The organism is Bradyrhizobium betae, from assembly GCF_050632175.1.
Taxonomy (GTDB): domain Bacteria; phylum Pseudomonadota; class Alphaproteobacteria; order Rhizobiales; family Xanthobacteraceae; genus Bradyrhizobium; species Bradyrhizobium betae_B.
Genome location: NZ_CP192576.1, coordinates 7040552 through 7063836 on the forward strand (window position 1 = coordinate 7040552; position 23285 = coordinate 7063836).

General features: G+C 66.2%; 22 protein-coding genes and 2 pseudogenes. 14 read left to right on the forward strand and 10 right to left on the reverse strand.

What is annotated here, in order from left to right:
* Nucleotides 1–14 precede the first annotated feature (14 nt).
* Nucleotides 15–995, reverse strand: coding sequence for an NAD(P)H-dependent flavin oxidoreductase (locus tag ACQ86E_RS33900; protein WP_431203623.1), 981 nt, complete (start codon nt 993–995; stop codon nt 15–17).
* A gap of 98 nt (nt 996–1093) precedes the next feature.
* Between ACQ86E_RS33900 and ACQ86E_RS33905 the strand changes: the two are divergent.
* Nucleotides 1094–1982, forward strand: a pseudogene (locus ACQ86E_RS33905) (LysR substrate-binding domain-containing protein).
* Here ACQ86E_RS33905 and ACQ86E_RS33910 read toward each other — a convergent pair.
* Nucleotides 1969–2184, reverse strand: coding sequence for a hypothetical protein (locus ACQ86E_RS33910; RefSeq protein ID WP_431203624.1), 216 nt, complete (start codon nt 2182–2184; stop codon nt 1969–1971). The pseudogene ACQ86E_RS33905 and the gene ACQ86E_RS33910 sit on opposite strands and share 14 nt — an antisense overlap.
* Nucleotides 2185–2229: 45 nt before the next feature.
* On the opposite strand from ACQ86E_RS33910, the gene ruvX reads away from it, so the two are divergent.
* Both ruvX and ACQ86E_RS33920 read left to right on the forward strand, forming a co-directional pair.
* Nucleotides 2230–2721: a Holliday junction resolvase RuvX gene (ruvX, locus tag ACQ86E_RS33915; protein WP_431203625.1), complete on the forward strand. Its 492-nt coding sequence runs from the start codon at nt 2230–2232 to the stop codon at nt 2719–2721.
* A 3-nt stretch (nt 2722–2724) separates the two neighbouring features.
* Nucleotides 2725–3648: an AEC family transporter gene (locus tag ACQ86E_RS33920; RefSeq protein ID WP_431203626.1), complete on the forward strand. Its 924-nt coding sequence runs from the start codon at nt 2725–2727 to the stop codon at nt 3646–3648.
* Between the two features lie 10 nt (nt 3649–3658).
* On the opposite strand, the gene ACQ86E_RS33925 is transcribed toward ACQ86E_RS33920, so the two are convergent.
* Both ACQ86E_RS33925 and ACQ86E_RS33930 read right to left on the reverse strand, forming a co-directional pair.
* Nucleotides 3659–4441: a lysostaphin resistance A-like protein gene (locus tag ACQ86E_RS33925; protein WP_431203627.1), complete on the reverse strand. Its 783-nt coding sequence runs from the start codon at nt 4439–4441 to the stop codon at nt 3659–3661.
* Nucleotides 4442–4463: 22 nt separating this feature from the next.
* On the reverse strand, nt 4464–5201 hold the full coding sequence (locus tag ACQ86E_RS33930; RefSeq protein ID WP_431203628.1) for a M15 family metallopeptidase: 738 nt from the start codon (nt 5199–5201) through the stop codon (nt 4464–4466).
* A 224-nt stretch (nt 5202–5425) separates the two neighbouring features.
* Between ACQ86E_RS33930 and ACQ86E_RS33935 the strand changes: the two genes are divergently transcribed.
* The 4 genes from ACQ86E_RS33935 (at nt 5426) to ACQ86E_RS33950 (ending at nt 9664) form a co-directional block, all read left to right on the forward strand.
* Nucleotides 5426–6373, forward strand: coding sequence for an aspartate carbamoyltransferase catalytic subunit (locus ACQ86E_RS33935; RefSeq protein WP_143845774.1), 948 nt, complete (start codon nt 5426–5428; stop codon nt 6371–6373).
* Between the two features lie 5 nt (nt 6374–6378).
* Nucleotides 6379–7680, forward strand: a complete 1302-nt coding sequence (locus tag ACQ86E_RS33940) for a dihydroorotase (protein WP_431206632.1) — start codon at nt 6379–6381, stop codon at nt 7678–7680.
* A gap of 47 nt (nt 7681–7727) precedes the next feature.
* On the forward strand, nt 7728–8324 hold the full coding sequence (gene plsY, locus ACQ86E_RS33945) for a glycerol-3-phosphate 1-O-acyltransferase PlsY (protein ID WP_431203629.1): 597 nt from the start codon (nt 7728–7730) through the stop codon (nt 8322–8324).
* Between the two features lie 146 nt (nt 8325–8470).
* A complete protein-coding gene (locus ACQ86E_RS33950) occupies nt 8471–9664 on the forward strand; it encodes a patatin-like phospholipase family protein (protein WP_431203630.1) in 1194 nt (397 codons plus the stop codon).
* 8 nt (nt 9665–9672) lie between these two features.
* On the opposite strand, the gene ACQ86E_RS33955 is transcribed toward ACQ86E_RS33950, so the two are convergent.
* The 3 genes from ACQ86E_RS33955 to ACQ86E_RS33965 form a co-directional block, all read right to left on the reverse strand.
* Complete coding sequence (locus ACQ86E_RS33955) at nt 9673–10275, reverse strand: cupin domain-containing protein (protein WP_431203631.1); 603 nt, start codon at nt 10273–10275, stop codon at nt 9673–9675.
* 43 nt (nt 10276–10318) lie between these two features.
* Entirely contained in the window at nt 10319–11176 is an 858-nt protein-coding gene (locus ACQ86E_RS33960; RefSeq protein ID WP_431203632.1) for a helix-turn-helix domain-containing protein, read from the reverse strand.
* A gap of 65 nt (nt 11177–11241) precedes the next feature.
* Nucleotides 11242–12483, reverse strand: coding sequence for an amidase (locus ACQ86E_RS33965; protein ID WP_431203633.1), 1242 nt, complete (start codon nt 12481–12483; stop codon nt 11242–11244).
* Nucleotides 12484–12573: 90 nt separating this feature from the next.
* Between ACQ86E_RS33965 and dprA the strand changes: the two genes are divergently transcribed.
* Complete coding sequence (gene dprA, locus ACQ86E_RS33970; RefSeq protein ID WP_431203634.1) at nt 12574–13716, forward strand: DNA-processing protein DprA; 1143 nt, start codon at nt 12574–12576, stop codon at nt 13714–13716.
* Here dprA and ACQ86E_RS33975 read toward each other — a convergent pair.
* Entirely contained in the window at nt 13713–14123 is a 411-nt protein-coding gene (locus tag ACQ86E_RS33975) for a winged helix-turn-helix transcriptional regulator (protein ID WP_431203635.1), read from the reverse strand. The genes dprA and ACQ86E_RS33975 overlap by 4 nt on opposite strands.
* Nucleotides 14124–14206: 83 nt before the next feature.
* On the opposite strand from ACQ86E_RS33975, the gene ACQ86E_RS33980 reads away from it, so the two are divergent.
* The gene (locus tag ACQ86E_RS33980; RefSeq protein ID WP_431203636.1) at nt 14207–14815 is read left to right on the forward strand and encodes an FMN-dependent NADH-azoreductase; all 609 of its coding nucleotides are present in this window, start codon (nt 14207–14209) and stop codon (nt 14813–14815) included.
* 129 nt (nt 14816–14944) lie between these two features.
* Here ACQ86E_RS33980 and ACQ86E_RS33985 read toward each other — a convergent pair whose 3' ends face one another.
* Complete coding sequence (locus ACQ86E_RS33985) at nt 14945–15718, reverse strand: SDR family oxidoreductase (RefSeq protein WP_431203637.1); 774 nt, start codon at nt 15716–15718, stop codon at nt 14945–14947.
* A gap of 121 nt (nt 15719–15839) precedes the next feature.
* Between ACQ86E_RS33985 and ACQ86E_RS33990 the strand changes: the two genes are divergently transcribed.
* Nucleotides 15840–16307, forward strand: a complete 468-nt coding sequence (locus ACQ86E_RS33990; protein WP_431203638.1) for a winged helix-turn-helix transcriptional regulator — start codon at nt 15840–15842, stop codon at nt 16305–16307.
* A gap of 42 nt (nt 16308–16349) precedes the next feature.
* Here ACQ86E_RS33990 and ACQ86E_RS33995 read toward each other — a convergent pair whose 3' ends face one another.
* Nucleotides 16350–16493, reverse strand: a complete 144-nt coding sequence (locus ACQ86E_RS33995) for a hypothetical protein (protein ID WP_240536176.1) — start codon at nt 16491–16493, stop codon at nt 16350–16352.
* Between the two features lie 323 nt (nt 16494–16816).
* Between ACQ86E_RS33995 and topA the strand changes: the two are divergent.
* The 4 genes and pseudogenes from topA to ACQ86E_RS34015 all read left to right on the forward strand — a co-directional run bounded on the left by topA (nt 16817) and on the right by ACQ86E_RS34015 (nt 23173).
* Nucleotides 16817–19581: pseudogene (topA, locus tag ACQ86E_RS34000) on the forward strand (type I DNA topoisomerase).
* Between the two features lie 8 nt (nt 19582–19589).
* Complete coding sequence (gene rnr / locus ACQ86E_RS34005; RefSeq protein WP_431203639.1) at nt 19590–21959, forward strand: ribonuclease R; 2370 nt, start codon at nt 19590–19592, stop codon at nt 21957–21959.
* Nucleotides 21953–22393 (forward strand): DUF983 domain-containing protein, encoded by a 441-nt coding sequence (locus tag ACQ86E_RS34010; RefSeq protein WP_431203640.1) that lies wholly within the window; start codon nt 21953–21955, stop codon nt 22391–22393. The genes rnr and ACQ86E_RS34010 overlap by 7 nt, the downstream gene beginning before the upstream one ends.
* A 33-nt stretch (nt 22394–22426) precedes the next feature.
* Nucleotides 22427–23173, forward strand: a complete 747-nt coding sequence (locus ACQ86E_RS34015) for an NUDIX hydrolase (protein WP_431203641.1) — start codon at nt 22427–22429, stop codon at nt 23171–23173.
* The last annotated feature ends 112 nt before the right edge of the window (nt 23174–23285 follow it).

The window sequence follows — 23285 nt, forward strand, 5'->3', positions numbered from 1 at the left end:
GTGTCTCTCTTGGTTCAGGCGAGCGAAACAGTGGAGTTGCGCCGACCGGCCAGAAGCTGCTCGGCCTCGGATGCAATCCGTTCGACGATCTCGGCCGCCGGTGGAATATCATGGATCAAGCCGACCGCCTCGCCCGCGATCACTGCGGCCACGTCGAAATTGCCGGTCGCCTTCGCAGCCGCATACTCCTCTGCGACTACGGCGACATTCTGCATCAGCTCGACCTCGCGCCCGATCCAGCGTCTGGCGTGGTCGTTGACCAGACACCGTCCCGTGAACGGCGCCGGCCAGACATTGTTACGCGAGAGATCGAAGATGATGCCGCGCACGGTCGAGCCACTGTTTGCCGCACAGATGCGACGCTTGGCGTCCTGCGCGCCATCGGCCTCCTGGCTCGCATAGAAGCGCGTGCCGAGCAGCACACCACTCGCGCCCAGCATCATCATGGCGGCGAGCCCGCGCCCGTCGGCAAGGCCGCCCGCCGCGACCACCGGCGCGCGGCCGGCCGCAAGATCGACGATCGCGGGCACGAGATCGATCGTGGTGCGGGAGGCCCCGTGACCGCCCGCCTCCGTGCCTTGTGCGATCAGAATGTCGGCTCCGGCGCCGAGCGCCTGCCGCGCCATCGCTTCGTCCTGCACCTGACAGATCAGCCGCGCACCCGCGGACTTGATCTTTCTCGCGAACGGCGCCGGATCTCCGAACGACAACATGATCGCCGATGGCTTTGCTGCGAGCGCGATGTCGAGAAGCCCGGGCTGGCTGGCGAGACTCCAGGTGATGAAGCCGATCCCGAACGGCGCTGACAAGCCGGCGAGTTTCGCGCTCTCCCGCTCCAGCCATTCCCGTTCGCCATAGCCGCCGCCAAGAATACCGAAGCCGCCCGCACCGCTCACGGCCGTCACCAGCCGGCTGCCGGCAACGACGTCCATCGGTGCCAGCAGAATCGGATGGGTGATCTCCAGCAACGTGGTCAGCGGCGTCCCGATCGGCATGGATCCTCCTGTCTGGACAGCAAGACTACGCGCGGCTAGCATTCTCGAAAAATGAATTATCGCGAACGCTGCCATCACAAAAGCGAAACGACGTCTCTATGGAACTCAGCGATATCCAGACCTTCGCCGCGGTCGCCCGCACCGGCGGCATCACGCGCGCCGCCGAAGAGCTCAACACGGTGCAATCCAACGTCACCCAGCGCGTCAAGGCGCTGGAGGCCGAGATCGGCACGCCGCTGTTCGAACGCCATAGCCGCGGCATGACGCTGACCGGCGCCGGCAAGCGGCTTTTGCCTTACGCGCAGCGGATGGCGGCGCTGTCGCGCGAGGCCGTGCTCGCCGCGCGCGACGATGGCGAGCCGAAGGGCCGCTGGCGATCGGTTCGATGGAGACGACCGCGGCCGTTCGGCTGCCGCCCCTGCTGGCCGATTTCCACCGCCGCTTCCCGGCCGTGCGGCTGAGCCTGCGCACGGCAACCACCGCGGACCTCGTCGCCGGCGTACTTGAAGGTACATTCGACGGCGCCTTCGTCGCCGGTCCCATCGCGCATGCCGACCTCACCGCGACCAGTGCCTTCCGCGAAGAGCTGGTGCTGGTCAGCGCGCGGCGCTGGAGCTCGCTCGCCGAGCTGCGCGCCGGAACGCCGGAGTCCGGTCCGACCGCCCTGGTGTTCCGCACCGGCTGCACCTACCGCCAGCGTCTCGAACAGATCTTCGTCGAGTTCGGCTGGCCCTCGGCGGCACGCTTCGAACTCGGCACGCTCGACGGCATGATCGGCTGCGTGGCCGCCGACATGGGCGTCACGCTGCTGCCGCGCGCCGTCGTCGAGCGCAGCGCGATGAACGGCAGCGTGTCGATCCACGCGTTGAGCCCCCGCACGCGCGCGTCGAGACGCTCTTCATCCAGCGCAGTGCCGGACATCAATACAGCGCGCTCGGCGGGTTCGTATCCTGCCTGAAAGGCAATGACGAGGTCATCGCGGCCTGATCGCCCATCGCCGCAGCGCAACCAAGGCCCAGATCGCCTCGACCACGCCGAACGGCCAGGCGCCCTGCAGGAAGCCGTAGGCCGAGCCGAGCGCACAGGACATTGCGAACAGCAGAACGAACCAGTGGCTGCGATCCTCGAGGGCATAGCAGACCAGCATTGCCGTCACGGCAAACAGGCCGAATAGTGTCAGCGCATCCATGTTCCCGGTTCACTCCGCAGCGCACCGCGTGATATGCGCTAAACCATGCCGGCTCTTATCCTGCCTCTCGTCGATGCTGCAACCCACTGGCCCGAGCGCGGCGGGTTGGTCGGCCTTGATCTCGGCACAAAAACCATCGGCGTCGCCGTATCCAATCCGGACCGCCGGCTCGCGACCGGCGTCGAGACGATTCAGCGCAAGGCGTTCAAGCAAGATGCCGCCCGGCTGCTTGCGATCGCGGCCGAGCGCAAGGCGGTCGGCTTCGTGCTTGGCCTGCCCATCAACATGGACGGCAGCGAGGGCCCGCGCGCGCAATCGACCCGGGCGTTTGCCCGCAATCTCGCCGGGCTGACCGCGCTCCCGATCGGCCTGTGGGACGAGCGTCTTTCGACCGCGGCCGTCGAGCGCGAGCTGATCGGGATGGATGTCAGCCGCGCCAAACGCGCCGAGGTGATCGACGAGCACGCCGCGATCTTCATCCTGCAAGGTGCGCTCGACCGGCTCGCCAATCTGCGCGCCAGCCCGGGGGCCATCTGATCCATGGCCGTCGTGATCGCGGCGCTGCTCCCGGTCTTCATCCTCATCGTGCTCGGCGTGGTGCTCCGGCACAGCCTGATGCGGCTGGACACGCAATGGCACGGGCTGGAACGGCTGACCTATTACGTGCTGTTTCCGATGCTTCTGGTCCAGACGCTGGTGAAGGCCGACCTCACCAAAGTGCCGGTCGCCGGTGTCGGCGGCGCGCTGCTGCTGTCGGCGCTGGTGATGTCCCTGCTCTGCCTCGCGCTCCGCCCGGCTCTCGCCCGGCTCGACATCGACGGTCCCGCCTTCACCTCGATCTTCCAGGGCGCGACGCGCTGGCAGACCTATGTGGCGCTGTCGGTGTCGGCCAATCTGTACGGCGATGTCGGGCTGGCGCTGGCCTCGGTGGCGATGGTCGCAATCATTCCGCTGGTCAACGTCTTCAGCGTCGCCGTGCTCGCGCACTATGCCTCGCCCGAAAAGCAGTCCGCGCGCGCCATCGTCATGACGGTGATCCGCAATCCCCTGATCTGGGCCTGCGTCATCGGCCTTGTCATCAACGTCGTCCATTTGCCGCTGCCGAAAATCTGGCATGAGGTCGCCGACGCGCTCGGCCGTTCCTCGCTCGCGATAGGGCTGCTCGTCACCGGCGCGGGCCTGCAGCTCAAGGGCCTGTTCCACCCCAGCCTGGGCGCAACGCTCGGCGTGACGTTCAAGCTGGTGCTGATGCCCGTGCTCGCGCTGGCGCTCGCCGTGTGGTTTGGTCTGTCCGGCAACAGCCTCGCCATCGTCGCGATCTGCGCTGCGGTGCCGACCTCCCCCAGCGCCTATGTGCTGGCCCGCCAGATGGGCGGCGACGCCCCGCTGCTGGCGCAGATCATCACGCTGCAGACGATTCTGGCGGCGATCACGATGCCGATCGCGATCGCGCTGGTGGCGTGAGGCAGCCGCCTCAGTTCCCCAGCCACATCGTCAGCACCACCGCAGTCATATTGTTCAGCGCGTGCAGTATGATCGTGAGCCAGAGCGAACCAGCGCGATAGCGCATGTAGCCGAACCACAAGCCGATGGTGAAGACTTCGGCCAGGAAATACATGTCGTACTGCAGATGCACGACCGTCCACAGCAGCGACGACAGGATGATCGCGCCGGGAACGCGCAGGAAGCTCGCCGACCAGCCGCGATAGAGGAAGCCGCGCGCCAGAACTTCTTCCGACATCGGCGCGGCCACGCTGAAGGCGAACAGCAGCAGCGCAGCGGCACCTTTGTCCCGCCCCGTTTTCAGCAGATCGGTCATGAAGCCGGGTGTCGCCTCGCGTCCGAGGCTTCGCGATATCGTCTCCCAGGCCACCACGATCAGGATGAGCCCGACGGCCCCGAGCAGCAGCTGCTTCCAGGACGGCCAATGCAGCGCGAGATAGTCGACGAAGGACGCCTTCTTGATGCGGATGGCGAGCCACACCGCGGCAAGCGTCGCCGGCAGGCCCATGGTCACCGACAGCGCGAGCGCCTGCGGCTCGCGGCCGACGAGCTGGACCGAGGCAAGGTCCATCGGCAGGCCGCGCAACGCGACCAGCAGGGCGACGCCGCCGATCTGCCCGACGAACATCGCGGCAAAGATGAACAGGCCCCACAGCGCCGTGCCCCAGAATTTCCAGACGCGCGGCGGCGTGGGCGTCTCGGTTAGCGGCGGGGGATTGAAGACCTGGTCGGTCGCAAGGCTGGGGTCAGTCATGGCGCTTTCTTGCGGCGCGGACTCAGTTCCGTCGCGGCGTAATCGGGAAATCATAGGCTGCCCCGCCCGCCCCTGGCAGGGAAAAATGCCACCACTCCTTCGAATAGTTCACAAAGCCTTGCTTCGCCATTGCAGCCACCAGCCGCCTGCGCCAGGCGCGTTGCTCCGGCGTGATCGATGGTGCCGCGGTATGGCCTTTCGTGTCGGTGCAGTCGTAGCCGGTGCCCATGTCGACGCTGCCCTCAGGCAGCCGCGCCTCAACCGGCGCCGTGCAGTCGGCATAGGTTTTCGACGGATCGTATTTGCCGGAATTGTCGGCCCTGAGATCGACCAGCGTCAGATCGAGCGCCGCGCCGGTGGAATGCTGCGAGCGGCTCGCGATGTAGCCGAGGCGGAACAGCTCGGTCTTGGGAATTTTGGGATTGTAGCGCCGCTCCGCGGCGGTCTCGTGGCCGTTCTGCGACCATCTCACCATGTCGAGCGAGGCCCGCGCCGGCCGGTAGCAGTCGAACATTTTCAGCGACAGATTTTGCGCGGCCAGCTCCTGCTGGACCGCCTTCAGCCGCAACCCGACCTCGCGCTTCACCACGCACTCGCCGGCGCCGTAGCCCGCGAGCGGACGGCCGACGAAATTGTTCGCGGTGGCGTAGCGGATGTCCTGGACGATGGTGGGATCGACGTCGCGCAGATAGACGAAGCCGCCGGGCAGCCATTGGGCGTGGGTCGGCGAGATGACGCTAGCCGCAACAATTGCTGCCATAAGTAATTTCACCGGAATTTTTCCTCGCCATCATGGCCGGGCTTGTCCCGGCCGACCACGCCCTTTTGCGTCAAATGCGATAGAAGAACGTGGATGCCCGGGACAAGCCCGGGCATGACGGAGAGGCCACGCCCCAGCGGCAAAATCGACAGATCAGGGGATAACTCCCCGCCCCGGTATTGGCCCTTGCTCCCCCGCCATCCCCGCCTATAGCTCTCGCTTTAATGACATCCAAATCGACCTTCGTCCTCGGCCACCGGCATTTGCTGGGCATCGAGGGCCTTTCCGCGGCCGACATCACCGGCCTGCTCGACCTGTCCGAAGAATATGTCGAGCTCAACCGCCAGGTTGACAAGAAGCGCACCGTCCTGCGTGGACGGACGCAGGTGAACCTGTTCTTCGAGGCCTCGACCAGGACCCAGTCCTCGTTCGAACTTGCGGGAAAGCGCCTCGGTGCCGACGTCATGAACATGTCGGTGTCCTCCTCGTCCATCAAGAAGGGCGAGACGCTGGTCGACACCGCGATGACGCTGAACGCCATGCACCCGGATATCCTGGTGGTCCGGCATCACGCCTCCGGCGCGGTGGAACTGCTGGCCCGCAAGGTCGACGGTTCCGTGATCAATGCCGGCGACGGCGCGCACGAGCATCCGACCCAGGCCCTGCTCGACGCGCTCACGATCCGCCGCAACAAGGGCCGGATCGAAGGTCTCGTGGTCGCGATCTGCGGCGACGTGCTGCATTCGCGCGTCGCCCGCTCCAACATCATCCTGCTCAACACCATGGGCGCCCGCGTCCGCGTCGTCGGTCCCTCCACCCTGCTGCCGCCCGGCATCGAGCGGATGGGCGTCGAGGTGGCGCGCGACATGCGCGAGGGCCTCAATGGCGCCGACATCGTCATGATGCTACGGCTCCAGCGCGAGCGCATGAACGGCTCCTTCGTGCCGTCGACCTCGGAATATTTCCACTATTTCGGGCTCGACCAGAAGAAGCTCGCTTACGCCAAGCCGGACGCGCTCGTGATGCATCCCGGCCCCATGAACCGCGGCGTCGAGATCGACACCGCGGTCGCCGACGGCGCGCAATCGCTGATCCGCGAACAGGTCGAGATGGGCGTCGCCGTGCGCATGGCCGTGCTCGAAGCGCTCGCCCGCAATTTGCCGAACGCGTGATGCTCATGCTGACTGACCGCCGCCCCATCCTGCTCGCCAACGCCCGCGTCGTCGACCCCTCCAGGGACTTCGACGGCCCCGGCGATGTCCTGATTGCCGATGGCGTCATCCGCGAGACCCGCCGCGGCATTGGTGCGGCCGGCGTCCCCGAGGGCACCGACGTCGTCAATTGCGCCGGCAAGGTCGTGGCCCCCGGCCTGATCGACATGCGCGCCTTCGTCGGCGAGCCCGGCTTCAGCCATCGCGAGACCTTTGCGTCCGCGAGCCAGGCGGCCGCGACCGGCGGCATCACCACCATCATCTGCCAGCCCGATACGTCTCCGGTGATCGACAATTCGGCGACCGTCGACTTCGTGATGCGCCGCGCCCGCGACACCGCGATCGTCAACATCCAGCCGATGGCGGCGCTGACCAAGGGCATGCACGGCGAGGAGATGACCGAGTTCGGCCTGCTCAAGGCCGCCGGCGCGATCGCCTTCAGCGACAGCGACAAGAGCGTGACCAATGCGCAGGTGATGCGCCGCGCCCTCACCTACGCGCGCGATTTCGACGCGCTGATCGTGCATTACACCGAGGATCCCGATCTCGTCGGCGAAGGCGTGATGAACGAGGGCGAGTTTGCCTCGCGGCTCGGCCTGATGGGCATCCCGAATGCCGCCGAGGCCGTGATGCTGGAGCGCGACATGCGCCTCGTCGCGCTGACGGGCGGGCGCTATCACGCGGCGTCGCTGACCTGCATCGACTCTCTTGACGTGCTGAAGCGCGCCCGCGACGCCGGCCTCGCCGTGACCGCCTCGGCCTCGATCAATCATCTTGCGCTGAACGAGAACGATATCGGCCCCTACCGCTCGTTCCTGAAGCTGTCGCCGCCGCTGCGCACCGAGGACGACCGCCGCGCGCTGGTCGCGGCCGTGGCGTCCGGTCTTATCGACGTCATCATGTCCGACCACAATCCGCAGGACGTCGAGGTCAAGCGCCTGCCGTTCGCCGAAGCGGCATCCGGCGCCATCGGGCTCGAAACCATGCTGCCGGCGGGCCTTCGCCTCGTGCACAATGACGAGATGAGCCTGAAGACGCTGATCCGGGCAATGTCGACCCGGCCGGCCGAGATCCTGGGCCTGCCGGGTGGAACACTGCGCAACGGAGCGCCTGCCGACGTCATCGTGATCGATCCTGATGTGCCCTGGGTGGTCGATCCCGCCGATCTCAAATCGCCCTGCAAGAACACTCCGTTCGACGAAGCGCGCTTTACGGGCCGCGTGGTGCGTACCATTGTCGGCGGACGGACGGTCTTCGAACATGTCTGACGTGCGAATTGATGCGCGGCGTCTCGGTTCAATTTGGAGAGACGCCCATGGCGCCTGAAGCATTCCTGCCGGTGGCCTTCGTCATCGGCTACCTGCTCGGCTCGATTCCGTTCGGGCTGATCCTGACGAAGCTTGCCGGCACGCAGGATATCCGTTCGATCGGCTCCGGCAGCATCGGCGCCACCAATGTCCTGCGCACGGGCCGCAAGAGCCTGGCCGCGGGCACCCTGCTGCTCGACGCACTCAAGGGCACCGTCGCCGTGGTGATCGCCGGCTACATTGGCGGCCCCAATGCCGCGATGCTGGCCGGGCTCGGCGCCTTCCTCGGCCATCTCTTCCCGGTCTGGCTCAAGTTTAAAGGCGGCAAGGGCGTCGCCGTCTATATCGGCATCCTGCTCGGACTGTTCTGGCCGGCCGCACTGGTGTTCTGCGTGCTCTGGCTGGCGACGGCCTTCACCACCCGCTATTCCTCGCTTTCGGCGCTGGTGGCGTCGTTCATCACGCCGCTGTTCCTGTGGTGGTTCGGCCACCTCGCCCTCTCGGCGCTCGCGGCGGTGCTGACGCTGCTGCTGTTCTATGCGCATCGCGAGAACATCAAGCGGCTGCAATCAGGCAAGGAAAGCCGGATCGGCGAGAAGGCCTGAGCCGGGCATCTACGGATATCGCCGCGGCCCTTCTGCATTATATGCCAAACCTGTTCGCAACTCGCCGCCTGCACGCGGCCGGAGTGGCGAACAGGTTCCATGCCTGTCATCCTGACGGTGGAAATGGCGTCACGCGGTTGCTCAGAATGAGCGAGAAGTTTGTCGGCACGCATATCGACGGGGACTCGCAAGGTGCCGCGCGCACGGCGGCGAGCCAACTGCTCTCGGCGACCAACATCTGGTCCGACGCGCCCGCGCCGCCGCCCGCAGCAAACCCGGTGCCCATTATGCCGCCTGCGCCGGCACCCGATCCCGTCGCGCAAGTTCCTGTGACGATCGAGATCGCCATCACCGCTGCGCCGCTCGCCCCCGTCCGCTCCGACCAATGGCCGCCGCGAAAACTGTCGCTGGCGCTTCAGGGCGGCGGCACCTTCGCGGCCTTCACCTGGGGCGTGCTGGAGCGACTGCTGGAAGAACCTGACATCGAGATCGACACGATCAGCGGCGCCAGCGCCGGCGCCATCAACGCGCTCCTGCTCGCGTGCGGCCTCGCCGAGGGCGGCCGCGAAGCGGCCCGCAACCGGCTGAACCGGTTCTGGATCCGCCTGATGCACGAGGCCTCGTTCCGCTCGCTGATGCTGGTCGGTGGCTTCTCGGCAGCGGGAAGTTCGGTCGCGTTCGGACCGACGCTGCGCTCCGGCCAGTTCGATCCGTTCGACCTCGATCCGCTCAGGCGTGCGCTGTCGCGCGACATCAACTTCGCGGCCTTGCGCGAGGCGGCGTGCCCCAAACTGCTGATCGCGGCGACGCGAATCCGCGACGGACAGCAGCAGATCTTTGGCAACGATGACATCACCGCCGACGTCGCGCTGGCCTCGACCTGCCCGCCGCTGGTCCACTGCGCCGTCGAGATCGATGGCGAAGCCTATTGGGATGGCGGCCTTGGCGGCAATCCGCCGCTGCTGCGCCTGGCGCGGGAAACCACGGCGACCGACGTTCTGCTGGTCCAGGTCACGCCGGCGCGCGATAGCTTCGTGCCGATCACGCTCGCCGCGATCGACCGCCGGCTCGACCAGATCGCGGCCAATGCCGTCCTCAACGCGGAGATCGCGGCAATCGAATGGGCGCAGGCGCAGGCCGCCTCATCGCTGCGCCTGTTCAGGATCGCGGCCGAAGACTCCGTCGACGGCCTGGCGCAGCGCTCGTCCACCGATTTCGGCCGCGGCTTCATCCGCCTGCTGCACCGGAGCGGTCGTCACGCTGCCGAGCGCTGGCTCGGGCAAGGCACGACCGCGACACAAGATGCTGCGCCCGCGCGAGCCGAGCCGGCACTGGTCTGATCCCTCGCCTACCCGGCAAAGCCCGACCTTGCGGGCGCCGGCGCCTCGCGCAGCGGCTCGATCGCCAACCGGTAGCCGGCAAGGCGCGCGATCGGCGCAAGCACGGCGAACAGCAGTTTTTGCAGCCAGATCGGTACGCCAGCCAGATACATGTGATCGCGATAGGCGTGCAGCACCAACGCGATCAGCAGGACGTTCGGATCGCCGGCGCTGGAGAACCATGTGGGCTGCTTCATCGTGAGCGTGACGAAATTGGCGAAGAAGCGCAGATGCTGCTGCGCCGGCGTGAAGGAGACCTCGAGCTCGGCGTTACCGTCGCCGGCATTGGCGAAATAATGCGGTCTGCCACGTGGCACGGTCACGCTGCCGCTGGCCTCCACCACTTGCTCGCGCCCGTCGACGACGAATTTGACGCGACCGCTCTTCACCGCAAAATGCTCGTCCGCGCCGGGATGCACATGCACGAGCGCGTTGCCGCCGCCCGAGCCGCCCTTTTCGAGGATCACGCCGAAACGTGCGACGTCACGGTTGTCGAGCAGTCCGGAGAAGACAAACGTCTCCTTGTTGAATGCATTGCGCAGCCGAGTGCCGCGGGCGAATTCTGTCGACATGTTTGCGTCTCCTTGCGAAGTCTGGAGACGCGCTGGTAGCGGCCTAGCTGACGAACGTATTGTAAAAATCCGACGAGGCGAGTTCCTCGTTCCAGCCCTGCACCCTGTCGGTCGCGACACGCCGGCAGAACATCTCCGGCGAGCTTCCCGCGAAAGTGCGGAAGTCGCGGATCAGATGCGCCTGGTCGGTGAATCCGCACGCATGCGCGACATCGGCCCAATCGGCGCCGGACCGGCGGGCCGCGATCGCCTGCAGCATCCGCTCGATCCGCGCGAACTGCTTGGCGCTGGTACCGGTCTCGGTCTTGAAGCGGCGCTGAAGGCTGCGTTCGCCGATGTCGAGGTAATCGGCGAGGCCGCGCATCGAGATCGCCGGATTCCGCCTGATCGCTCGCATCGCCTGCGCAACCAGCGGATCGAGGCGTGACGGCCTCCGCCTCTGCTCGAGAAAGCCCTGCATGCAAGTGACGCGCTCGGCCGCGCTGCCGGCCCCGGCGAGACGTTCTTCAAGCCGCGCGGCAACGTCGTCGCCGAAGATGTCGGAGATTTCGACGCTGGCGTCGAGCAGGTCGGCCGGCCTGACCCCGAGCACGCGGTCGGCCGCCTCGGGCTTCAGCCGCACCAGCACGACACCGACCGGACCACTCGGCGTCAGCGCCGCCGCACGGGTGTGCATGCCATTGACGGTTCGCTTGTAGGCTCCGCGTTGCGAGGCCATCGGCGATCGATAATGCACGATCACGACCGGCGACGTCGTCGGCAGCACCTTGATCGTGCGCGCGCAGGCGGTCGCGGCATCCGCAAGATCGACATCACAACAGGTCTCGACGATCTCGCCGAGACTTTCACTCGCGGCGAAGAATTGTGGGCCGCGTGGACCCTGTCGGTGCGGGAGAGTCATGAATTCAGTTGGTCGGCCGGGCCGCGGCACGGTTGGATCCGCTCACATAAAGTTGAGGCACACGCTCATGCTCGCGCCAGCGCATCCTCCAGGAACCACGCCGCCGCGAGCGCCGCGGGATCGTTGCCGAAACGCGCGATCACCTGCACGCCGATCGGCAGGCCGCCGACCTTCATCACCGGCACGGCGACGCACGGATTGCCCATCAGCGTCCACAGCCGGTTATAGCGGGGCGAGCCGGTCGAGGCGAGTTCCTTGGCCGGCGCGGTGCCCGGCGCCGAATAGGTCAGCAGCACGTCGAATCCATCGAACAGTTCGCTGAGGTCGCGGCGGCCACGACGCGCGACCCGGCGTGCGTCGTCATATTCCTTCGGCGTCAGTCCGACGGTCTCGTCGAGGCTGGCGCGCAGCATCGGCGCGATCTCGTCGTGATGTTCCGAAAACTCCCAGGCGAGCGCGCGATGCGCCTCGAAATCCTGGATGATGGGATGGATGCGCCAGGCTTCCTGCACCGACTCGGGCAAATCGATGATCTTGACGCTGGCGCCGGCCTTCTCGGCCGCCTTGATCGCGGCCTGCAAGCCCTGCTCGGCCGCCGGCTCCACGGCCTCGGCGAACTCCTGCCTGACCACGCCGATGCGCGGCGCCTTGGCCGGCACGATGCCGGAGAATTCGGTGCGGCCGGTCATCGCCAGCAATCCGCGCGCGAGGTCTTCGGCGCGCGATCCGAACAGGCCGACCGTGTCGAGCGCCCACGAATAGCACTTCACGCCGATCGTCGGCAGCATCCGGAACGACGGCTTGATCGCGGCAGCACCGCAATAGGCGGCGGGGCGGATCACCGAGCCGCCGGTCTGGGTGCCCAGCGCCAGCGGGATCATGCCGGCGCCGACGGCTGCCGCCGAACCCGAGGACGAGCCGCCCGGGGTATGGCCGGGATTGTGCGGATTGAGCGTCGGGGTCGGATCGCGCGAGGCGAACGCCGTGGTCGTGGTCTTGCCGATGATGGTGGCCCCTGCCCGCTTCAGCATCATCACGACCGGCGCGTCCGCGCGCGGCTGCCAGCCGCGGTAGATCTCGGAGCCCATCTCGGTCGGCATGTTGGCGGTGTCGATGATGTCCTTGATGCCGACCGCGATGCCGCGCAGCGGGCCGGAGGCCTGCGCCTTCGCCGATTTGTCATGACGCACGAAGGCGTGAACGCCCTTCTCTTTGGCCTCGATCGCTGCATGCGACTGGGCGATGGCGTCATCGGGAGAAAGCTCGCCGGCTTCAATGCGGCGCTGGAGGTCGGCGAGTGAAATCATGACAAAACCCTTCTTATTGGGATCGCTTTTAGCATTGCGACGGGGGCGCGCAAGCACACGAAGCCGTTGCCCACGCCCTCAGGTTGTTCCATGCTGCCCCTGCAAGGAGACACCGTGGACGCCATCAATCCCAGCATGGAGCTGACCGAGGCCGACCGGATCGACCGCCTGCGGCTGATCCGCTCCGACAATGTCGGGCCGCGCACCTTTCGCTCGCTTGTCGATCATTTCGGCTCGGCCCGCGTTGCCCTCGAGCGCCTGCCCGATCTGGCGCGCCGCGGCGGTGCGCAGCGGTCGGGGCGCATCTGCAGCGCGGATGAGGCGAAGGCCGAACTCGCCGCCAGCCGCAAATTCGGCATCGCCTGGCTCGCGCCTGGAGAGGATGGCTACCCGTCGCGGCTGGCCATGATCGACGACGCGCCGCCGCTGCTCGCCGTGCGCGGTGACAAAGCGACCTTGATGCGGCCGATGATCGCCATCGTCGGCTCGCGCAACGCCTCCGGCGCTGGCTTGAAATTCGCAGGCCAGCTTGCCCGCGAGCTTGGCGAGGCCGGCTTCATCGTCATCTCGGGGCTCGCCCGCGGCGTCGACCAGGCCGCGCACCGCGCCAGCGTCGCGAGCGGCACGATCGCGGTGCTCGCCGGCGGCCATGATTGCATCTATCCGCCCGAGCATGGCGATCTGCTCGCCGCGATCCTCGATCACGCGGGTGCCGCGATCTCCGAGATGCCGCTCGGCCACGAGCCGCGCGCCCGCGACTTTCCCCGCCGCAACCGGCTGATCTCGGGCGCCTCGCTCGGCGTGGTCGTGGTCGAGGCCGCGCACCGGTCGGGCTCGCTGATCACGGCGCGCATGGCCGCCGAACAGGGCCGTGAGGTGTTCGCCGTCCCCGGCTCGCCGCTCGATCCGCGCGCCGCCGGCGCCAACGATCTGATCAAGCAGGGCGCAACGCTCGTCACCGAAGCCTCCGACATCGTCAACGCCGTCGCACCGATCATGGAGCGGCCGCTGATGCATTCCGCCGATGAGCCCGACAGCGACCCGTTCGAGAGTGATCCGCAGGGGCACGACCGCGACCAGATCACCGGCCTGCTCGGCCCCACCCCCATCTCGATCGACGACCTCGTGCGGATGTCCGGCGCCTCGCCCGCGATCGTGCGCACAGTGTTGCTGGAGCTCGAACTCGCGGGGCGGCTCGAACGCCACGGCGGCGGACTTGTTGCTCTTCTCTAGCCGCCGTTCCGCTGATCAAACCGCGTCCGCGCCGTCGCGATCTGCTCCTGGTGCTCGATCGCCCACTGCCCGAGCGCCTTGACCGGCTGCTGCAGCCCGCGTCCGAGATCGGTCAGTTCGTAATCCACGCGCGGCGGGATGGTCGGGAAAATGGTGCGCGTGACGAGCCCGTCGCGCTCGAGGCCCCGCAGCGTCAGCGTCAGCATCCGCTGCGAGATGCCGTTGATCATGCGCTTCAGCTCGTTGAAGCGCTTCGGACCGTCGCTCAGCATCATGATGACGAACACGCTCCATTTGTCGCCGACGCGGGACAGGATCGAGGCCACGCCGCGGCAGTCGGCATGGTCGCGATCCGGCATCTGCGCGGCAGGCAAATCGGTGTGTGCAGGTTTCAAGGATGTGCCCATGGCTCAAAAAAGTGCGTTCTTGCGGGAAATTTGACAGTCACTCATGTAGCGCTGGTTACAAACATATACCATGGGTGACCCTAATGAAACTCCTCCACATCGATTCCAGCGTACTCGGCCCCCACTCCGTCAGCCGTCAGGTGTCCGCCGCCGTCGTCGATCGCCTCAGGCAGGCAACGCCGTCGCTCGACATCGTCTACCGCGACCTGACCCAGACCCCGCTCGCCCATCTCTCCGGCTCGCACCTTGCGGCCGCGCAAGGCGCGCCTGCGCCCGCAGAACTCGGACCCGACCTTGCGGCGAGCGCGGCGGTGCTGAACGAGTTTCTCGATGCCGACATCGTCGTGATCGGCGCGCCCATGTACAATTTCACCATCCCGAGCCAGCTCAAGGCCTGGATCGACCGTGTCCTCGTGGCGGGGAAGACCTTCAAATACGACGCGAATGGCCCGCAGGGCCTTGCCGGCGGCAAGCGCGTGATCGTGGCGATCTCGCGCGGCGGCTATTATGGCGCCGATACGCCGGCCGCGCTCGGCGAGCATCTCGAAACCTATCTGCGCTGGGTGTTCGGTTTCATCGGCATCGCCAATCCCGAGTTCATCTTTGCCGACGGCATCCAGGTCGGGCCTGACCATCGCGAGAAGTCGCTCGCGAACGCGCTGCAGGCAGCGACGAGTTTGCGCGCGGCGTAAACCCGGCGCCGACACCAGCCGCTGCTGAACTCCGGCGGCGCTGAGAGTTCGACAGAGCTAAACCAGGCAAGAATCGGCCGGCGCAATCGCCGAGACTGCGCCGGCCGATTCCATTTTCACTTCCCTTGATCAGCCGCGATAGATCGGAGCGCCGCTCGGGGATGCCACAGCGCCGCCGTCGACGAAGATTTCCTGGCCCTGCACATGCGCGGAATCATCGGAGGCGAGGAACAGCACCGTCTTCGAAACGTGATCTGTTTCACCAATGCGGCCGAGCGGCGTCGACAACGCGATGCGCTGCTCAAACGCCTTTTCCGCTTCGGGCGTCGCAACGGCCGCGCCCCAGATCGGCGTGCGGATCGCGCCTGGCGCGACGACGTTGACGCGGATGCCGCGCGGCGACAGTTCCGAGGCCATGGTCCGGGCCATCGAACGCACGCCCGCCTTGGCAGCGCCATAGGCCGAATAGCCGGGAATGCCGAGCACGGAGATCACCGAGCCGTTGAGGATGATCGAGGCGTTGTCGTTGAGATGAGGCAGCGCGGATTGAACGGTGAAGAACACGCCGGTGAGATTGGTGCTGATGACCTTCGCGAACGCCTCCAGCGTGGTCGAGCCCAGCGGCGTGCCGCCGGCGATGCCTGCATTGGCAAACACGATATCGAACTTGCCGAAGGTTTCGGCGCCCTTCTTGATCGCAGCTTCGGTGGCGGCGATGTCGGTCGCGTCGGCCGCCAGCGCGAGTGCGTTCGGGCCGAGTTCCCTGGCGGCAGCGTCCAGCGTCTCCTTGTTGCGCCCGGTAATCACCACCTTGGCGCCCTCGGCCACGAACAGTTTCGCCGTCGCAAGGCCAATGCCGCTATTGCCGCCGGTAATCAGGGCCGTCTTGTTCTTCAGTCTCACGTTCGCCTCCAGTGGTTGCATGATAAAACCAAGTTGCGATCTAGGACATATGGTTTTATGATGCAACCACACAAGCGCGTGATCGGTTTTGAAATCGGGCGAATGCGATAGGACGAGGACGATGGTGAAACGAACGAGCTTCGAGGGTGATGCCTGCCCGATCGCGCGGTCGCTGGAAGCGATCGGCGACTGGTGGTCGCTCCTCATCATCCGCGAGGCGCTGTTCGGCGTGCGCCGCTTCGGCGAATTCCAGAGCAAGCTCGGCATGGCCAAGAACATCTTGGCGTCCCGGCTGCGCTCGCTGGTCGAGCACGGCATCCTGGCAACGGCGCCCGCCTCCGACGGCAGCGTCTATCAGGAATATGTGCTGACGCAGAAGGGCCGCGGCACCTTCCCTATCCTGGTCGCCCTGCGGCAATGGAGCGAGGCGTTCGACGATCACCCAGAGGAGATCGCGACCATCCTGGTCGATCGCGAGAAAGGCCGCCCGGTGAAGAAACTGGAGATGCGGGCGGAAGACGGGCGCTTGCTCACGCCAGCGGATACGATGCTGAAGCTGCGGCCGGCGCCGCGAAGGCGCTCGGCGTGAGTCACTTTTCGTAGATGGGGTAACGGCCGTTCGACCGCGTCCTCACGACAGCTTGCGCTTGCTCCGCAGCCGCAGATGCTCGTCAGCCTCGAGCTTGGTCATGCCCAGCAGATAATGCAGCACATCGAGCTTGTGGCGCTCGGCGAGCTTGCGCAACGCCGTCACCTGCTCGGCGATGAAGGCCACGGCTTCATCGGCCCCGCCCTCCCCCGGTTCCTCATGACGCAAGCCTCCCCGCGCGCCGGACGCGGCGCGCGCTCTTTTCCTTCCTGGCTTTGTCACCAGACCCCACCCGAATCCATGCCCCGCACAAACTTTACGCTGACATCGGCCGCAACTCCAAGGTGGTAATTTGCAACTTTTTCGATATGAAACTTTTCCCATTGCCGCCGCCCTCAACACCCCTCGATTTGACAGCGGAGGCCTCACCACCCATGTTCGGGACGAAAGGGCCGACCCGAATCTCGTCGAATTCGGCCCGGATTTCCCCCGTAAGCTACTGGAACTACATGAATATCGTCATTGTGGAGTCGCCGGCGAAAGCCAAGACGATCAACAAGTATCTGGGCTCGTCCTACGAGGTTCTGGCCTCGTTCGGCCATGTCCGGGACTTGCCGGCGAAGAACGGCTCCGTCGACCCCGACGCCAATTTCAAGATGATCTGGGAGATCGACCCCAAGGCCGCCGGCCGGCTGAACGATATTGCCAAGTCCCTGAAAAACGCCGACCGCCTGATTCTCGCGACCGACCCTGATCGCGAGGGCGAGGCCATCTCCTGGCACGTGCTGGAGGTGTTGAAGGAAAAGCGCGCGCTGAAGGATCAGAAGATCGAGCGCGTGGTGTTCAACGCCATCACCAAGCAGGCCGTCACCGACGCGATGAAGCATCCGCGCCAGATCGACGGCGCACTGGTCGACGCCTATATGGCGCGCCGCGCGCTGGACTATCTGGTCGGCTTCACCCTCTCCCCGTGCTGTGGCGCAAGCTGCCGGGCGCCCGCTCGGCGGGCCGCGTGCAGTCGGTGGCGTTGCGGCTGGTCTGCGATCGCGAGCTTGAGATCGAGAAGTTCGTCGCCCGCGAATACTGGTCGCTGATCGCAACCCTGCTGACGCCGCGCGGCGACGCCTTCGAGGCCCGTCTGGTCGGCGCCGACGGCAAGAAGATCCAGCGCCTCGACATCGGCACCGGCGCGGAAGCCGAAGACTTCAAGAAGGCGCTGGAAGCAGCCGCCTACGCCGTGACCGCGGTCGACGCCAAGCCGGCCCGGCGCAATCCGCAGGCGCCGTTCACCACCTCCACGCTGCAGCAGGAGGCCAGCCGCAAATACGGCTTTGCGCCGGCGCATACGATGCGCATCGCGCAGCGCCTCTACGAAGGCATCGACATCGGCGGCGAGACCACCGGACTCATTACTTATATGCGTACCGACGGCGTGCAGATCGATCCGTCCGCGATCACCCAGGCGCGCCAGGTGATCGGCGAGGATTACGGCAAAGCCTACGTGCCGGACGCCCCGCGCCAGTACCAGGCCAAGGCCAAGAACGCCCAGGAAGCGCACGAAGCGATCCGCCCGACCGACATGTCGCGCCGCCCCGACGCCATGAGCCGCAAGCTCGAATCCGACCAAGCGCGTCTCTATGAACTGATCTGGAAGCGCACCATCGCCAGCCAGATGGAATCCGCCGAACTCGAGCGCACCACCGTCGACATCGCGGCAAAGGTCGGCGGCCGCACGCTGGAGCTCCGCGCCACCGGTCAGGTCGTCAAGTTCGACGGCTTCCTCGCGCTCTATCAGGAAGGCCGCGACGACGAGGAGGACGAGGATCTGCGCCGTCTGCCGGCGATGAGCCCGAACGACGCGCTCAAGCGGCAATCGCTCGCCGTCACCCAGCATTTCACCGAGCCGCCGCCGCGTTTCTCCGAGGCCTCGCTGGTCAAGCGCATGGAAGAGCTCGGCATCGGCCGGCCCTCGACCTACGCCTCGATCCTCCAGGTCCTGAAGGACCGCGGCTACGTCAAGCTAGAGAAGAAGCGCTTGCACGGCGAGGACAAGGGCCGCGTCGTGGTCGCGTTCCTGGAAAGCTTCTTTGCGCGCTACGTCGAATACGATTTCACCGCCAATCTCGAAGAGCAGCTCGACCGCATCTCCAACAACGAGATTTCCTGGCAGCAGGTGCTGAAGGATTTCTGGACCGGCTTCATCGGCGCCGTCGACGAGATCAAGGACTTGCGCGTCGCGCAGGTGCTCGACGTGCTCGACGACATGCTCGGACAGCACATCTATCCGCCGCGCGCCGACGGTGGCGACATCAGGCAATGCCCGAGCTGCGGCAACGGCCGGCTCAATCTCAAGGCCGGCAAGTTCGGCGCCTTCGTCGGCTGCTCGAACTATCCGGAATGCCGCTACACCCGCCAGCTCGCCGCCGACAGCGAGACCACCGCCGACCGTTCGCTCGGACAGGATCCCGATACGGGCCGCGATGTCTGGGTCAAGGCCGGCCGCTTCGGCCCCTATATCCAGCTCGGCGAGCCCAAGGACTATGCCGAAGGCGAGAAGCCGAAGCGCGCGGGCATCCCGAAGGGCACCTCGCCCGGCGATGTCGAGCTCGAGCTTGCACTGAAGCTGTTGTCGCTGCCGCGCGAGATCGGCAAGCATCCGGAGACAGGTGAGCCGATCACTGCCGGCCTCGGCCGCTTCGGGCCGTTCGTCAAGCACGAGAAGACCTATGCCAGCCTGGAGGCCGGCGACGAGGTGTTCGACATCGGCCTCAACCGCGCGGTGACGCTGATCGCGGAGAAGGTCGCCAAGGGCCCGAGCCGCCGTTTCGGCGCCGATCCCGGCAAGGCGATCGGCGATCACCCGACGCTCGGCACCGTCACGGTGAAGGCAGGCCGCTACGGCGCCTATGTCACGGCCGGCGGCGTCAACGCGACGATCCCGAGCGACATCGAGAAAGACGCGGTCACACTGGCGCAGGCGATCGCACTGATCGACGAGCGCGCCGCCAAGGGCGGCGGCAAGCCAAAGAAAGCCGCCAAGCCGGCCAAGAAGGCGAAGGCAACCAAGTCCGCCGATAAATCCGCCGACAGCGCGGACGCCGCGCCGAAAGCCAAAAAGCCGGCCGCGAAGAAGGCGGCCAAGACCAAATCCGATTCCACCAGCAAGGCGCGCGCAGCCGTGTCGTCGACCGCCAAGACTTCACCAGTCAAGACGTCGCCGACCAAGGCGGCGGCCGCCAAAGCTCCGGCCAAGAAGAGTGCCGGCACGACTTAAGAGGTTAAGTGAAACGCAACAATGACCGTGGCTTTCCCGACCGGGCAGCCATCGTCGCCTTCATCAAGGCAAATCCCGGAAAGGTCGGGACCCGCGAAATTGCGCGCGAGTTCGGCCTGAAGAACGCCGATCGCATCGAGCTCAAGCGCATGCTGCGCGAGCTCGCCGACGACGGCCTCGTGAAGAAGAAGCGCCGGACGATTTCGGAGCCGGACAGCCTGCCGTCGACGCTGGTCGCCGACATCACCGGCCGCGACGCCGACGGCGAGCTGATCGCCGCCCCCACCGAATGGGACGAGGTCGAGAGCGGCGAGCCGCCAAATATCCTGATCGTATTGCCGCGCCGGCCCAAGCCCGGCACCGCGGCCGGAAGCGGCGACCGCGTGCTGCTGCGCGTCGAGCGCCTGGACGAGAGCGAAGGCCCGGCCTGGCACGGCCACATCATCAAGGTGTTCGACAAGACCAGGAGCCGCATCCTCGGCGTGTTCCGCGAGCTGCCCGAAGGCGGCGGACGATTGGTCCCAATCGACAAGAAGGGTGCCGACCGTGAGCTGAACATCGCAGCGGTCGATGCGCACGGCGCGAAGGACGGCGACCTCGTCAGCGTCGACATCATCCGCTCGCGCGGCTTCGGCCTTGCCTCAGGCCGCGTCAAGGAGAAGCTCGGCTCGGTCAAGTCGGAGAAGGCGATCAGCCTGATCGCGATCTACGCCCACGACATCCCGCTGCAATTCCGTCCGGCGGCCGAGCGCGAAGCCGAAGCCGCGGAGCCCGCCACTCTGAAGGGACGCGAGGACTGGCGCGACGTTCCGCTCGTCACCATCGATCCGCCGGATGCCAAGGATCACGACGACGCGGTGCATGCGCAGCCCGATCCGGATCCGAACAACAAGGGCGGCTTCATCGTCGACGTCGCCATTGCCGATGTGAGCTTCTACGTCCGGCCAGGCACCGCGCTCGACCGCGACGCGCTCGATCGCGGCAACTCGGTCTATTTCCCCGACCGCGTCGTGCCGATGCTGCCCGAGCGCATCTCCAACAATCTGTGCTCGCTGGTGCCGGGCGAGCCGCGCGGCGCGCTCGCGGTGCGAATGATCATTGCGCCCGATGGCCGCAAGCGCTCGCACAGCTTCCACCGCATCCTGATGCGTTCGGCGGCCAAGCTCAGCTACGCGCAGGCGCAGGCCGCGATCGACGGCCGGCCCGACGACACCACCGGCCCCCTGCTCGATCCGATCCTGAAGCCGCTCTATGCCGCCTATGCCTGCGTCAAGCGCGCCCGCGACGAGCGCGATCCGCTCAATCTCGATCTGCCCGAGCGAAAGATCCTCTTGAAGAGCGACGGCACGGTCGACCGCGTCATCGTTCCGGACAGGCTCGACGCACACAAGCTGATCGAGGAGTTCATGATCCTCGCCAACGTCGCGGCGGCGGAGATGCTCGAGAAGAAGTCGCTGCCGCTGATCTACCGCGTACACGATGAGCCGACGCTGGAGAAGGTCCACGCGCTCCAGGAATTCCTGAAGACGCTCGACGTCCCCTTCGCGAAATCAGGCGCGTTGCGCCCGGCCCTGTTCAACCGCGTGCTGGCCCAGCTCGAAGGCCACGACCATTTCCCGCTGGTCAGCGAAGTGGTGCTGCGCTCGCAGTCGCAGGCTGAATATTCCTCGGAAAATTACGGTCATTTCGGCCTGAATTTGCGCCGCTACGCGCACTTCACCTCGCCGATCCGCCGCTATGCCGACCTCGTCGTGCACCGCGCGCTGGTCCGCGCGCTCGGCCTCGGCGAGGGCGCCCTGCCTGATACCGAGACGCCGGAAACCCTGAGCGAGGTCGCCGCACACATCTCGGTGACCGAGCGCCGCGCCATGAAGGCGGAGCGCGAGACCGTCGATCGCCTGATCGCCCATCATCTCGCCGACCGCATCGGATCGACCTTCCAGGGCCGCGTCTCCGGCGTCACGCGCGCCGGGCTTTTTGTCAAACTTGCCGACACCGGCGCCGACGGCCTGATCCCGATAAGGTCCCTCGGCACGGAATATTTCAACTATGACGAGGGCCGCCACGCCCTCGTCGGCACGCGCAGCCGCACCATGTATCAGCTCGGCGACGTCGTCGACGTCCGTCTGATCGAAGCCGCCCCCGTGGCGGGCGCGCTGCGCTTCGAGCTGCTGTCGTCATCCAGCGAGACCGCGCCGCGCGATGGCAGACAGCCCGGTCCGCAACGCCGCCCCTCGTTCAAGGCGCAGCCCGGACGCAGTCCGGACAGAAAACGCAAGCCGTCGAAACCAAAATCCGGCAAGCCCAAGAAAAACAAGGCCAAGAACAAGGGCAAGACCAAAGGAAAAGGCGGAGGGCAGAAAGGCAAGGCATGGTAGCGACGAGCACAGTTTCGAAGATCTGGACGCGCGAGACCGGGCTGGTCGAGAAGCGCGACCTCTGGACGGCGATGAAGCGCGGCTTCCGCGGCCGTTGCCCGCGCTGCGGCGAGGGAAAGCTGTTCCGCGCCTTCCTGAAGACAGCGGACAATTGCTCGGTGTGCGGCCTCGACTTCACGCCGCATCGCGCCGACGATTTGCCGGCCTATCTCGTGATCGTCATCGTCGGCCACATCGTGGTGCCGACCATCCTCTGGATCGAGACCAATTACACCACGCCGGTCTGGATCAGCTTTGCCGCCTATCTGCCGTTCACGTTCGTCGCCTCGCTCGCGCTGCTGCAGCCGGTGAAGGGAGCCGTGGTCGGATTGCAATGGGCTCTGCGCATGCACGGCTTTGACGACAACCCTCCGGATGGTATTCCGCCGGTGTAGGCAAAATAAGCAAGAAGCAGTTTGGGTGAGGACATGACGGATATTGCGCAGGCGGAAAAAACCAAGATCCACGAGGGCAAGGAAGCCGACCACCATCCCTATTTCCGCCCGAAGGATGCGGCGACACTGATCCTGGTCGATCGCAGCGGCACTATTCCAAAGGTCCTGGTCGGCAAGCGCCACGACAAGGTGGTGTTCATGCCCGGAAAATTCGTCTTCCCCGGCGGCCGCGTCGACAAGGCCGATTACCGCGTCCCGGTCGCAGCTCCCATCACACCCGAGCTGGAAGCCAATCTCGCCAAGGGCAGCCCGAAGACGCCGCCCTCGCGCGCAAAGTCGCTGGCGATTGCCGCGATCCGCGAGGCCTGCGAGGAGACCGGCCTCTGCCTCGGGCGCAAGGCGGACGTCAAGGCAAAGCTCGACGGCAACTGGAAGCCGTTTGCGGATGCAGGACTCCTGCCCGATCCGTCCAGCCTTTTCCTGATCGCGCGCGCGATCACCCCGCCCGGCCGCGTCAAGCGGTTCGACACGCGCTTCTTCACCGCGGATGCCTCCGCGATCGCCCACCGCGTCGACGGCGTGATCCACGCCGATGCCGAACTGGTCGAGCTGGTCTGGGTCGAGCTCGGCTCAAAGCCGCTCGCCGATCTGCATCCGATGACGCGCAACGTGCTCAACGAGCTCGACGCCCGCCTTGCCACCGGCCCGCTCCGCCACGATGCGCCGGTGCCGTTCTTCCATTTCTACGCCGGCAAGATGCAGAAGGATATTTTGGGCTGATCGTCATTCCGGTGGTCAGTCGCATCCGCGCACCTAGCGACTTCGTCATGCCCGGGCTTGTCCCGGGCATCCACGTTCTTCGCGCACAGAGGCAAGGCGTGGATGGCCAGGA

Bases quoted from the DNA above. Each gene is read 5' to 3' on its own strand.
- ACQ86E_RS33900 (WP_431203623.1), bottom strand. From the start codon at position 995: ATGCCGATCGGGACGCCGCTGACCACGTTGCTGGAGATCACCCATCCG.
- ACQ86E_RS33990 (WP_431203638.1), top strand. From the start codon at position 15,840: ATGGTGAAACGAACGAGCTTCGAGGGTGATGCCTGCCCGATCGCGCGG.
- ACQ86E_RS33925 (WP_431203627.1), bottom strand. From the start codon at position 4,441: ATGACTGACCCCAGCCTTGCGACCGACCAGGTCTTCAATCCCCCGCCG.
- ACQ86E_RS33920 (WP_431203626.1), top strand. From the start codon at position 2,725: ATGGCCGTCGTGATCGCGGCGCTGCTCCCGGTCTTCATCCTCATCGTG.
- ACQ86E_RS33960 (WP_431203632.1), bottom strand. From the start codon at position 11,176: ATGACTCTCCCGCACCGACAGGGTCCACGCGGCCCACAATTCTTCGCC.
- ACQ86E_RS34010 (WP_431203640.1), top strand. From the start codon at position 21,953: ATGGTAGCGACGAGCACAGTTTCGAAGATCTGGACGCGCGAGACCGGG.
- ruvX (WP_431203625.1), top strand. From the start codon at position 2,230: ATGCCGGCTCTTATCCTGCCTCTCGTCGATGCTGCAACCCACTGGCCC.
- ACQ86E_RS33975 (WP_431203635.1), bottom strand. From the start codon at position 14,123: ATGGGCACATCCTTGAAACCTGCACACACCGATTTGCCTGCCGCGCAG.
- dprA (WP_431203634.1), top strand. From the start codon at position 12,574: ATGCTGCCCCTGCAAGGAGACACCGTGGACGCCATCAATCCCAGCATG.
- ACQ86E_RS33930 (WP_431203628.1), bottom strand. From the start codon at position 5,201: ATGGCAGCAATTGTTGCGGCTAGCGTCATCTCGCCGACCCACGCCCAA.
- ACQ86E_RS33955 (WP_431203631.1), bottom strand. From the start codon at position 10,275: ATGTCGACAGAATTCGCCCGCGGCACTCGGCTGCGCAATGCATTCAAC.
- ACQ86E_RS33980 (WP_431203636.1), top strand. From the start codon at position 14,207: ATGAAACTCCTCCACATCGATTCCAGCGTACTCGGCCCCCACTCCGTC.
- ACQ86E_RS34015 (WP_431203641.1), top strand. From the start codon at position 22,427: ATGACGGATATTGCGCAGGCGGAAAAAACCAAGATCCACGAGGGCAAG.
- ACQ86E_RS33910 (WP_431203624.1), bottom strand. From the start codon at position 2,184: ATGGATGCGCTGACACTATTCGGCCTGTTTGCCGTGACGGCAATGCTG.
- ACQ86E_RS33950 (WP_431203630.1), top strand. From the start codon at position 8,471: ATGAGCGAGAAGTTTGTCGGCACGCATATCGACGGGGACTCGCAAGGT.
- ACQ86E_RS33965 (WP_431203633.1), bottom strand. From the start codon at position 12,483: ATGATTTCACTCGCCGACCTCCAGCGCCGCATTGAAGCCGGCGAGCTT.
- plsY (WP_431203629.1), top strand. From the start codon at position 7,728: ATGGCGCCTGAAGCATTCCTGCCGGTGGCCTTCGTCATCGGCTACCTG.
- ACQ86E_RS33940 (WP_431206632.1), top strand. From the start codon at position 6,379: ATGCTGACTGACCGCCGCCCCATCCTGCTCGCCAACGCCCGCGTCGTC.
- ACQ86E_RS33935 (WP_143845774.1), top strand. From the start codon at position 5,426: ATGACATCCAAATCGACCTTCGTCCTCGGCCACCGGCATTTGCTGGGC.